The sequence below is a fragment of the Bifidobacterium scardovii JCM 12489 = DSM 13734 genome, assembly GCF_001042635.1.
In the GTDB taxonomy this organism is placed as follows: Bacteria; Actinomycetota; Actinomycetes; order Actinomycetales; family Bifidobacteriaceae; genus Bifidobacterium; species Bifidobacterium scardovii.
The window spans coordinates 1,049,308-1,060,779 of record NZ_AP012331.1; the positions used below are offsets into that span (position 1 = coordinate 1,049,308).

The 11,472-nt window shown below is 61.1% G+C and carries 9 protein-coding genes and 1 pseudogene; 7 read left to right on the forward strand and 3 right to left on the reverse strand.

Annotated elements, in window-relative coordinates; translation table 11 throughout:
* The first annotated feature begins 109 nt into the window (after nucleotides 1–109).
* The 3 genes from BBSC_RS04325 (at nucleotide 110) to BBSC_RS04330 (ending at nucleotide 2,202) form a co-directional block, all read left to right on the forward strand.
* Entirely contained in the window at nucleotides 110–1,270 is a 1,161-nt protein-coding gene (locus BBSC_RS04325) for an iron-containing alcohol dehydrogenase (protein WP_197074449.1), read from the forward strand.
* Between the two features lie 136 nt (nucleotides 1,271–1,406).
* Complete coding sequence (locus BBSC_RS13630) at nucleotides 1,407–1,610, forward strand: hypothetical protein (RefSeq protein WP_144414411.1); 204 nt, start codon at nucleotides 1,407–1,409, stop codon at nucleotides 1,608–1,610.
* Nucleotides 1,611–1,638: 28 nt separating this feature from the next.
* Nucleotides 1,639–2,202, forward strand: coding sequence for a flavodoxin family protein (locus BBSC_RS04330; protein ID WP_046726142.1), 564 nt, complete (start codon nucleotides 1,639–1,641; stop codon nucleotides 2,200–2,202).
* Here BBSC_RS04330 and BBSC_RS04335 read toward each other — a convergent pair.
* A complete protein-coding gene (locus tag BBSC_RS04335; protein ID WP_081893029.1) occupies nucleotides 2,197–3,117 on the reverse strand; it encodes a LysR family transcriptional regulator in 921 nt (306 codons plus the stop codon). The two genes, BBSC_RS04330 and BBSC_RS04335, sit on opposite strands and share 6 nt — an antisense overlap.
* A 378-nt stretch (nucleotides 3,118–3,495) precedes the next feature.
* Between BBSC_RS04335 and BBSC_RS13890 the strand changes: the two genes are divergently transcribed.
* Nucleotides 3,496–3,651: a hypothetical protein gene (locus tag BBSC_RS13890; protein WP_156102382.1), complete on the forward strand. Its 156-nt coding sequence runs from the start codon at nucleotides 3,496–3,498 to the stop codon at nucleotides 3,649–3,651.
* Nucleotides 3,627–5,939: pseudogene (locus tag BBSC_RS04340) on the forward strand (glycoside hydrolase family 3 N-terminal domain-containing protein); the annotation flags it as partial. The gene BBSC_RS13890 and the pseudogene BBSC_RS04340, both read left to right, overlap by 25 nt.
* A gap of 323 nt (nucleotides 5,940–6,262) precedes the next feature.
* Here BBSC_RS04340 and BBSC_RS04345 read toward each other — a convergent pair.
* On the reverse strand, nucleotides 6,263–7,129 hold the full coding sequence (locus BBSC_RS04345) for a LysR family transcriptional regulator (RefSeq protein ID WP_033519064.1): 867 nt from the start codon (nucleotides 7,127–7,129) through the stop codon (nucleotides 6,263–6,265).
* Nucleotides 7,130–7,434: 305 nt separating this feature from the next.
* Here BBSC_RS04345 and BBSC_RS04350 point away from each other — a divergent pair, with 305 nt between their 5' ends.
* Together BBSC_RS04350 and BBSC_RS04355 are read left to right on the forward strand one after the other, a co-directional pair.
* On the forward strand, nucleotides 7,435–9,231 hold the full coding sequence (locus tag BBSC_RS04350; protein ID WP_046726143.1) for an ABC transporter ATP-binding protein: 1,797 nt from the start codon (nucleotides 7,435–7,437) through the stop codon (nucleotides 9,229–9,231).
* Nucleotides 9,228–11,108, forward strand: a complete 1,881-nt coding sequence (locus BBSC_RS04355) for an ABC transporter ATP-binding protein (protein ID WP_033519063.1) — start codon at nucleotides 9,228–9,230, stop codon at nucleotides 11,106–11,108. The genes BBSC_RS04350 and BBSC_RS04355 overlap by 4 nt, the downstream gene beginning before the upstream one ends.
* 69 nt (nucleotides 11,109–11,177) lie before the next feature.
* Here the strand turns inward: BBSC_RS04355 and BBSC_RS04360 are convergent, their stop codons facing one another.
* Nucleotides 11,178–11,465: a helix-turn-helix domain-containing protein gene (locus BBSC_RS04360; RefSeq protein WP_231649128.1), complete on the reverse strand. Its 288-nt coding sequence runs from the start codon at nucleotides 11,463–11,465 to the stop codon at nucleotides 11,178–11,180.
* Nucleotides 11,466–11,472 lie beyond the last annotated feature (7 nt).

An 11,472-nucleotide genomic window follows, 5' to 3' on the forward strand; every position in this document is an offset into this window, starting at 1 on the left:
CTGTTTCTTGCTGTCCTTTGCTTGAATTTCCGGCCGGTTATATTGTTTATACCACACACTGAGAAATAAGTAACACGGTGTGTCGTAAAGTAGTGAAAGAGGCAATATTATGCAGAACTTCTCGTTCAGTTACCCGACCCGTATCTACTTTGGCAAAGATTCCGTACGAGACGCGCTCGTCAAAGAAATGCCCAATATGGGAAATACCGTGATGCTCGCCTACGGCGGCGGCTCCATCAAACGCAACGGCATTTATGATGAAATCACAGCCATCCTCATCGAGTCAGGCAAGAATCTCGTGGATTTTGGCGGCATCATGGGCAATCCCACCTACGCGAAGGTGCAGGAAGGCGCGGCTCTCGCTCGCGAACACAATGTTGACTTCATTCTTGCGGTCGGCGGCGGCTCCACCATCGACTGCTCGAAGGCCGTGGCCGCACAGGCCAAACTCGATGAAGACCTGTGGAATCTGGAATACCGCGATCACCGCTTCCCGACTGCTTCCCTGCCGGTCGGTGCGGTACCTACTGTTTCAGGTACCGGTTCGGAGATGAACGGGGGAGCTGTCATCACGAACGAAGAAGTCGGTATCAAGGGTGGGCTGTTCTCCGCAGCGCCGGTATTCGCGGTGCTTGACCCGTCATACACCCTGTCCGTGCCATTCCGCCAAGTCATTTCCAGCGCTTTCGACTCGTTCAGTCACTGCATGGAAACCTACTTCGGCTCCCCGCGTACCGATAACGTGTCCGACGACATCAATGAGGCGATTATGCGCAACATCATTCGCAATATCCGCGTGATGCTTGCGCGGCCTGATGATTATGAGGCTCGCAGCGAACTTATGTGGGATTCCGCGATGGCGGAGAACGGCATCTTGAAAATCGGCAAGGTCACCGATTTCCAATGCCATCAGATCGAGCATCAGCTTGGCGCGTTCACCAACTGCATCCATGGTGAGGGGCTTGCCGTCATTCACCCGGCGCTCTATCGTCATCTCGTTTCGGCCGCGCCTGAGCGTTTCGCCCGATTCGCCACCGCCATCTGGGCATTGATCCGGAAAACAAGGATAGACTCCAAGTCGCCCTGGCTGGCATTGATGCTCTTGCCGCGTTCATCAAGGAATGCGGGCTTCCCACCACGCTCGGCCAGCTTGGTGGCGGTGCCGATGACGATGCAATCCTGCGCAAGGTGGCCGACACCTGCAACATCCAGCCGGGCTGTTGCGTTCGCCTCAGTCGCGATGAGATTTACCAGATCCTGCAGGAGGTGAAGTAGTTGACTCGTGGCGATTGCCGGTCTGCGGGAAAACGCAGCGTGCAGAGTATGCTGATGCATGAAGAACCGGAGTCCGCGAAAGGCATGGTTGGTCGGCTGTCCCGAATCGGCCATCAGCGGTTCGTGGTGCCATGCCTGATGCTCCCGACTTCGCCAACGGCATGTCCATCGCCTTCGGCAATGTCGGCATCGCCGTAGGCACCGCAGCGGGAGGCGCGGCAATCGCTCTCGGATCCATCCGTGCCGCTGCCGGCATGGCATGTGCATTCGCCGCCATCCTGCTCGTGTTACTGCCTATTCGGGTCTCGCTGTCCGGCCGACTTTCTCTTCGCTGAATCATTCACCAATCACAAAGGAACCACCATGCAATCCAACAATGTACTTATCATTACTAGCTCTCCCACTGTTGGAGGCAATGGCGATGTAATCGCCTCGATCGCGGCAAACGAACTGACTGCTCGAGGTGCCAATGCGTCTATGCTTAATCTGCGCAACCTCGATATTCAGCCAATAGCGACGGGACAGGATTCAGTGGCGCATTCTGATGAGCCCGATGATGACTTTCCGCAATTACTCGCTGCGATTCACCAAGCTGACGCCATCATCGTCATCTCGCCCATCTATTACAACAATCTTGAAGCGAGGCTCATCACCGCAATCGATCGTCTCTACTATCCGATTGCCTTGCGCAACGGTTATGAACGAGGTCCGAAGAAACGGCTTGGCGTTATCCTCACTTGTGAAGGTTCCAGCTCCGACTGGCTCAAACTGCTGGTTGACCGCACCTTGACCAAGTCTTTGCGTGCAAGCGTCGCCGATATCAAAACCGAGGTATTCGGCCATTGCCCGCCGTTGCAAGGCAAACCAATCAACGCCGACTACTGGCATAGGACCATTTCCCTCGCCGATTGGTGCATCCAGTCATGAGTCGGCTCGGAGAAAATCGGCGAAGGCGCTTACTGCGGGGCTGGTCGGGCGGCCTTTCTTCCATGCGATGAGCGTGCTGTTCTCCAGTTTGGGCCGTAATGGTATGAAATGCATCTGGGCATCATAGGTCGGTATGTCGATACCGATGATGATGCCCACTCCGGTATGTACCAGAACCGTCGCGTTTGAGAGGAAATTCGCGGTGGCCGCAACCGTGACGGTATCGGCCCAGTCGCCGAGCCAGCTCATCACTAGGCCGCGTACCGCATCACGGTCGGGAAGGATCAGCGCTTGCCCGTCAAGGTCCTTCGGGCGGATGAACGGCTTGCTTGCCAGAGGATGGTTGCTGCGCATCAATGCGCCCCAGCGGTCATTCGATTCCATACGCACATAGTCGTAGCGATCCATATCCACAGGCTCGAACAGCAGTGCCATGTCCAATTTGCCTTGTTCCATAAGCGGCTTGGCTTGTGCGGCACCCATGGTGCGAATATCAAATCGCACGTCAGGGTGCGCGATGCGGAATGCGGCGATGCGTTCTGCCAGAAGTGTCATGCTCAATGTCTCAGCACAACCAATGACAACGGATCCGGTCAGCCGACTATGCACCGTGTGCAGCTCACGTTCCATACGATCTGCCATCGCCACTATGGCCTGCGCTCGCTCCCTCACGAATGCGCCTTCGGGCGTGAGTTTGATGCCGCGTGCTTCGCGGGTGAAAAGGGTGACACCTAGATCTTGTTCCAACTTCTTCAGATTCCGGGACAACGCCGGCTGAGACATTCGCAGTAGGTCGGCGGCCGAGGAAATGCTTGATTCCTCCGCGATCGCCAAAAACATGCGTAATGCGTGCAGGTCAAATGACGGGGTCGAGAGATTCTCCGACATCATGTCCTTGATGGAATCGCTGTTCATGGCACCTCTTCTTTGCAAGTGGATGTGAAACCAGTGTACTGGTGTGAGGAGGGGCTACATCGATAGGCGATGGCGTCAGATTATGCGGGCAAAACGACAGGTTAGGGCCGAATCGGTGAGGTCGTGCGCATTGCAAAAATTGGTATGAGAATGATAAACCCTTGGAATTATTGGTGTTCGAGCAAGTTTACGGTGCAGCTATGCATAACGCGCATGCTATACGATGCATGGCGAACATTGTTGCTCCGCAGGCAGATCCAGCACAATGATGGCATGACGTTCACAACAATGTGAACAGCTCACAATCCCAATGATTCCAAGGCTTTGCGAATCATCGCACGGACGCGAAGAACAGGAGAAACCATTCTGGAAATCAATATGGATGACGTCATCGCAGTCGTCCAATCCATCCAGGCCGGATTAATCGCGATTGCGGTATTTTTGGTGCTCGCCATCGTCGTCACGGTGTCGGTCAACCGCCGAACCGTACAGAACACGGCCACACGCAAAAGGAATTCTCCGACACCGCCATGATTGTTATCGGCCGCGTCGGCGGCGAAGGCCTCGACCTGCCCACCGACATGAACGCGAACGGTGTGACATACAACGACAATTCCTTCGATTATCAGGACTTCCCCGAAGGCTCCCATTATCTTGAGCTCAGCCAGAGCGAGAAGAACATGATCGACCTGGTCACCACGAACTTCGAAAACGTGGTGCTGGTCTACAACGGCGCAAACGCCTTCGAATTCGGATTCCTTGATGATTACCCGCAAATCAAGTCCGTGCTGTGGGCACCGCACCCCGGCCAGGCCGGTTTCACGGCACTCGGCGAAGTTATGACCGGTGCCGTGAACCCTTCCGGACGCACCGCCGACACCTTCGTAGGCGACCTGACCCAGACCCCGAACTGGGACAACTTCGGTGCCTTCCAGTATGACAATGTCTCTGAATTCGAAGTCGAATCCGCGCGTGGCGTGCGCTCGCCGAAGTTCGTCAACTATGTGGAAGGCATCTACGTGGGCTATCGGTTCTACGAAACCGCCGCGGCAGAAGGACTGATCGACTGCGACGCAACCGTAACCTACCCGTTCGGCTACGGTCTGAGCTACACCACCTTCAGCCAGCAAATGGGCGACCTGACTTACGCTGACGGCGTGGTCTCGTTCGACGTGACTGTGACCAACACCGGTGATACGACCGGCAAGGATGTGGTCGAGGCCTACTACAACCCGCCATACACCAACGGAGGCATCGAAAAAGCCACTGCCAACCTCGTGGCCTATGAGAGAAAACCGACGAACTCGCACCCGGCGAATCCGAAACCGTGACGGTCGAATTCGATGACGATGACATGGCCTCCTATAACTACCAGAACGCCAAGGCTTATGTGCTGGAAGCCGGCGATTACACGGTGTCCATCAACGAGAACTCGCATGACGTGATTGATTCGGCAACGGTCAACGTGCCGGAAACCATCACCTACGATTGCCGACAGCAACACGCATAACGGCGATGCCATCGTGGCTACCAATGTGTTCGATGACACGGAAGGCAACGTGACCTATCTGAGCCGTGCGAACGGATTCGCCAACTATGACGAAGCCACCGCTGCGCCTGCCGACTACAGTATGTCGGACGACGTGAAATCCACGTTCTACAACATCGGCAACTACGATCCCACCGAATTCGACAATACGGATGACCAGATGCCGACCACCGGCGCGAACAACGGACTGAGACTCGTGGACCTGCGCGGCGTGGACTATGACAACGCGCAGTGGGACCAGCTACTCGACCAGCTCACCTTCGATGAGATGGATAACATCATCGCTAACGGCGGCTACCAGAACACAGCCATCAAATCCATCGGCAAGATACGTCTGTCGGATGTGGATGGTCCGGCTGCCCTGAAAGACAATTTCACCGGTGTAAGCTCCATCGGCCTGCCCGCCAACATTGCGCTCGCCTGCTCGTGGAACAAGGATCTGGCCCGCCAGTACGGCGAAACCATTGGTGACATGGCCCACGAAATGCAGGTGTCCGGCTGGTACGCGCCTTCCATCAACAATCATCGTTCGGCATTCGGCGGTCGTAACTTCGAATACTTCTCGGAAGACCCCGTGCTGACCGCTGGACTTGCCTCCGAACAGGTGCTTGGCGCGGCCGACCGTGGCGTGTACGCCTTCACCAAGCACTTCGCCCTGAACGAGCAGGAAAACGAGCGCAACGGGCAGCTGTGCACATGGTCGAACGAGCAGGCAATCCGCGAAATCTACCTGCGTCCGTTCGAGGAAGTCGTCAAGGCCGACGGCGACGCGCAGGCCATGATGGGCGCGTTCAACTACATCGGCAACACCTACGCCAGCGCGCACGTCGGACTGAACCAGACCATATTGCGCGAGGAATGGGGCTTCAAGGGCATGCTGGAAACCGATCACTTCTCCGGCCTGAACTACGGTTACCAGACCGCCGATCAGGCGATTCGCGGATACGCCGACATCATGCTCGCCTCCACCGAGACCACCAATCATGTGACCGATCACTCCGCCACCTCCGTGATCGCCATGCGTCGGGCCGTGCACAACATCCTGTACACAGCCGTCAACAGCTGGCGATACGCGGACGGTGAGCCCGCTGACCCGATGCCCGCATGGCAAATTGCGATGATCGTGGCCGACGTGGTGCTGGGCGTGGCGCTGGTTGGACTTGAGGCGATTGCCATCAAGCGGTTTGTGAGCCGTCGCCGTACCGGGGCCGGTGCTGTTGCCGGCGTGACTGCGCCGCCCACTACGGATACGCCCGAGCCGGACGCCGAATAACCCCATACGTGGGTGACGGCGGTTCCTCCTACCGTCGCCCATCCTCAGCGGTGTGGATTCGCTGCCCTGAATCCATGCCCATGCCCATCAGGCGGCAGCCGACCTCCTCCGGCTGCCGCCTTTTCATATTCGTTCTCGAAGTCGGCATAGGTACGGGCGGACGCGGAATGGATACGGGCATATAAAGTCAAAAACGGGCCCAAAACAATGGATACGCATGGATAAAGGCCGATACATTCCGATATTCGTGGGTGAGGGAACTCACTAAGGCTTCCGTGTAACGGGCTGGGCCAAGTTTGACTGAGAGCTTGGCGTAATGCGCCTCACCGCGACAGGAATCGGGCGAATTCGGCGGCGGCCGGCGAGGTCGCGGCCTGTTTCTTCCAGACGATGGACGAGCTGGTCTCCAGCGCGGGGGAGAGCGGGACGCTGCGCGTGCCCGGGTAGGCGATGCCCAAATCGATGCCGAGGAAGATGCCGAGGCCATTCGACACCATGATGAGGGCGTTGTTGGTCAGCGAGCAATAGCCGGCGATGTTCGCTCTGGCCTGGTCGGCATACCGGCCGAACCAGTTCAGCAGCAGATTGTGCACCGGTGTGCGTACCGGGAACAGCAGCGGGAAATCCTTGAGATCCTGCGGGGTCAGGGATGCGCGCATCGCGAGCGGATGGTTCTCGGGAACCATTGCTGCCCAAGGCTCCGTGGAGTCGGTGCGCCGATATTCGTATTGGCTCACGTCCACCGGGTCGGCGAGCAGCCCGAAATCCATAAGACGCTGCTCGAGCTGATCCTGAATGATGTCCGATGTGGTGCTGGTCACCCGGAACCGCACGCCGGGGTGCGGTTCGCGGAACGCCGCCATGCGTTGGGACAACGTCGACATGCCGCGCAATTCGCCGCATCCGACGGCGATTTCACCGCTCAATTCGCCGCCGGATTGCCGCAGCTCGAATTCGGTTTTGTCCGCCAAGGAGACGATGGTCTGCGCGCGTTCGCGCAGCAGCCGGCCTTCCTCGGTGAGCGTGATGGTATGGCTGCCGCGTTCGAACAGCGTGACGCCCAACTCCTCCTCCAGCTGTTTGAGCTGGCGGGAGAGCGTCGGCTGGGAGATGCGCAGCAGCTGGGCCGCCCATGTGATGTTGCCTTCCTCGGCGACCGCCAGAAAATAGCGCAGGACTCGCAGTTCCATCCTTGGGACTCCTTTGGTGTGGACGCAGGCTTCCAGTATCTCACGTCGTTAATTCGTTTAGTAATTCAGGCTCCCCTCTCCGAGGGGAGCTGTCGGCGTGGCCGACTGAGGGGAGCGCATGAGAGCCGGCTTGATCAGGCGTTCGCGGTAATGCTCCCCTCCAAGAGGGGAGCCAGACATAGTACACGAACTTACGACGCAGGCTTCTAGTGGTCTGTCTCGTACAATTATGCCTTGCTGACCCGGCCGGGCGCGGACGCGGGCCTATACTGGGTTGACGGCGATTCTCGGGCATGAGGTGAACGATGGGACTCATCTTTCGGTATATGCGCAGGCATTGGGCCATGGCCCTGACCGCGGTCTCGTTCCTGAGCATCGAGACCGTGGCCGACCTGCTGCAGCCCACGCTGATGTCGATGGTGGTGGATGACGGCGTGGCGAACCGCGACCTGAACCGGGTGCTCATGTGGGGAGCGATGATGCTCGCCGTCGCGGCCGTTGGCGCGTTGGGTGCGGTCACGCGCAACATCTTCGCCTCCCGCGCCGCCCAGCTCATCGGCCGCGACATCCGTTCCGACGCCTACCGCACGGTCATGTCCCTGAGCTGCGATCAGGTGGATCGCCTGCAACCCGGCGCCATCATCACGCGCATCACCAACGATGTGGTGCAGATCCAGAACTTCGCCCAAGGCCTGATGCGCATCATGCTCAAGGCGCCGATCACCTGCGTCGGCGCGATCGTGCTGATCGTGGTGCAGGTTCCCGGGCAGCTGCCGGTCGTCATCATGCTGCTTGCGGTGTCGGGCGTGCTCATCTGGCGCAACATGGCCGCCAGCTTCCCGCGGTTCCTCGCCGTGCAGCACGCGCTCGACCGGCTCGGCACCGTCAGCCGCGAATTCCTTCGCTCGGTGCGCGTGGTCAAGGCCTTCGGCATGGAACGGGAGGAGTCGGGCCGATTCGGGACCTCCGCCGGCGATTTCGCGCAGGCGAACATCGCCGCCCAGCGGGTGAACGCCGTATACGGTCCGCTGATCAACCTGACGGTGAACCTCGGCATCGTCGCGCTGCTGTGGCTGTCGCGGGCCACCGATCCGGGGCGCATCGGCGCGCTGATGGCCTCCATGAACTACATGACGCAGGTGCTGTTCGCCTTGGGGCGCGTGTCGATGATCCTGAATTCGGCGGTCAGGGCCAGCGCGTCGGCCCGGCGCATCCAGGAGATCTTCGACCAGCCGGCCGCCTCCGATGCGGCTGCCGGCACGCAGGCCGATCCGGCGCGGGACTCCCGCCCGAGCGGCGGCCCGGACGACGGCCACGGCGATGGCACCGGCTCCGGACTGCGGTTCGACCATGTCACCTTCGCGTATGCGAACAGCCCGCGCCCGGCCCTGACCGATGTCAGCCTCGCCGTGCCCGAAGGCGGCACGCTGGGCGTCATCGGCCCGACCGGTTCCGGCAAGTCCACGCTGGTCTCGCTGCTGCCGCGCTTCTACGCGCCGCAATCCGGGCACATCCTGTGGAATGGCCGTGACATCGCCGGCATGGACGTCGAACGGCTGCGCGCGGACATCGCGCTCGTGCCGCAAAAACCCGTGCTGTTCACCGGAAGCGTGCGGTCGAATCTCCTGTGGGGCGACCCGGACGCGGGCGACGAGCGGCTCGAGCGGGCCTGCCGGGAATCCTGCGCCGACGAATTCGTGCGCGAACTGCCGGGCGGGTACGGCGCCCCGATCGGTCAGGGCGGCGTGAATCTGTCCGGAGGCCAGAAGCAGCGGCTAAGTCTGGCCCGCGCGCTGATCCGCACGCCGCGCATGCTGATCCTCGACGACTGCACCAGCGCGCTCGACGCCATCACCGAACGGCGGGTGCTCGACCATGTGGCCGCGCTACGCGGGCTCACCGTGCTGCTCATCTCCCAACGCATCGCCACGGTTCGCCGGTGCGATCGCATCGCGGTCATGCATGGCGGGCGTATCGCGGCGGTCGGCACCCATGCCGAGCTCATGGCCGCCTGCCCGCAATATCAGGCGATCTACGCCTCGCAGGTCGGCGTCGTCCGGCGTGCGCCCGCGCAATCCGATGGCAAGGAGGCCGTGCGATGAGCGATCGCAAAGCACAGTCGGCGCAATCCACTCAGTCGGCGCAATCCGCCGGGGAGCCTTTCCCCGGTACCGGCGGCTTCGGCGGGCAGCGCCCCGGCCAGCCCCCGCAGATGGGCGGCGGCATGGCCCGGCGTGGGGCCGCCGTCGTCAAGCCCAAGGACATGCGTGGCACGCTGCGCCGGCTCTACGACATCACGCGCGGCCATCGCCAAGGATTGGGATGGGTGTTCGCGCTGTCCGGGCTGTCCTCCGCCTCGGCGGTGCTTTCGCCGCTGCTCGTCGGGCTGGTGGTCAACGCCATCGCGGCAGGCGACCCGGTCGCCATGGCGCTTGCCCTGCTTGCCGCGGTGTACCTGCTGGACTGGCTGGTCAATTTCGGCCAGCAGTACCTCATGGCCGCAGCCGGGCAGCGCATCGTGCTCCACCTGCGCATGTCCCTGTTCGATGCCCTCGCCACGCTGCCGCTGCGCTTCTTCGACCGGCACCAGCACGGCGAGCTGATGAGCCGCCTGACCAACGACGTGGACAATATATCCACCACGATCTCCGATTCGCTTGCGCAACTCATGGTGTACGCGTTCACCATCGCCGGCACGCTCGTCTGCATGCTGGCGCTCAGTCCGGTGCTCACCGTGGTGTCGCTGCTGCCCGTGGCGCTGGTCTTCATCCTGACCAAGGTCGTCACCACACGCACCCGCCCGCTGTACGCGCGCCAGCAGCAGGTGCTTGGACGGCTCGACGGTCTGGTGGAGGAGAGCGTGTCCGGGCTCACGATGGTCAAGGCCTACGGGCGCGAGGAGCGGATGATCGCCGACTTCGAGAAGCTCAACGACGAGCTGTGCGACACCGGCGTCCGCGCGCAGACCTGGTCCGGATACCTGATGCCGCTGTCGAACGTGATCAACAACCTCGGCTTTCTGCTCGTGGCGGTGATCAGCGGGTTGATGGCCGTGCGCGGCTGGATCGGCGTCGGCGTGATCGCCAGCTTCCTGCTGTACGTACGGCAGTTCTCCCGTCCGTTCGTGGACATCGCGAACATCTACAACACCTTCCAGACCGCGGTGGCCGGAGCCGAACGCATCTTCCAGATCATGGACGAGGAGCCGGAGCCCGCCGACCGGGCGGACGCGCTGCCGCTGGACAGCCCGAGAGGCGACATCGCGTTCGACCATGTGCGCTTCGGCTACGACCCCGGCAATCCGGTGATCCACGACCTGACCCTTGCGATCCCCGCCGGCACGCGCGTAGCGTTCGTGGGGGAGACCGGTTCGGGCAAGACCACGCTGGTCAACCTGCTCGCCCGGTTCTACGATCCGGATGCCGGCCGCATCCTGCTCGACGGGCACGACCTGCGCGACTACCGGCTGGCCGATCTGCGCGCCGCCTTCGGCACGGTGCTGCAGGATCCGTCCCTGTTTGAGGACACCGTCGCCGCGAACATCGCCTACGGGCGGCCGGGAGCGGGCATGGACGCGATCCGCGTCGCGGCGAAGGCGGCGGGAGCCGACGCGTTCATCGAACGGCTGCCGGAGGGCTACGGCACGATGCTCGAAGGCGGCGGGGCTGCGCTGAGCCAGGGCGAGCGCCAGCTGCTCACCATCGCCCGCGCGCTGCTCGCCGACGCGCCGATCGTCATCCTCGACGAGGCGACCAGCGCGGTGGACACCGTCACCGAGGCCGCGATCCGCGACGCGATGCTGGCGATGACCGCCGGGCGGACCAGTTTCGTCATCGCGCACCGCCTGTCCACCATCCGCGATTCCGATCTCATCGTGGTCATCGAGCACGGGCGCATCGCCGAACAGGGCACGCATGAGTCGCTGATGGCCGCGCACGGCATCTACGCGCGCATGGTCGCCGATCAGAGCGGACGGTGAAGGCGATAGATATCGATGAATATGCCATCCGTGGGCGGAAGGCTTGTCGGACTGATGGGAAACCGTACGTCAGTCGTGTCGCGTCGCTGCGACCACGTCGTCGATTGAGCGGTAATACGGGTGTGAAAACAATACGTCAAAATCCTGCTCGCAGCCCAAGGCGAAAGCGATGCTGACCAGCGCATTCAGCGATATCTCATGCAGCTGCTCGAATCGGCGAATCGACCCGAGGCTCACCCCTGACTTCTCGGCAAGACCGGACTGCGTCATGCCATGCTCTTTGCGCCTCTTGGCCATTCTTTGGGCGATTCCGGCCATTACCTCTCCCGGCAAGGGTGCATCCAGCAGATCATACATACTAATA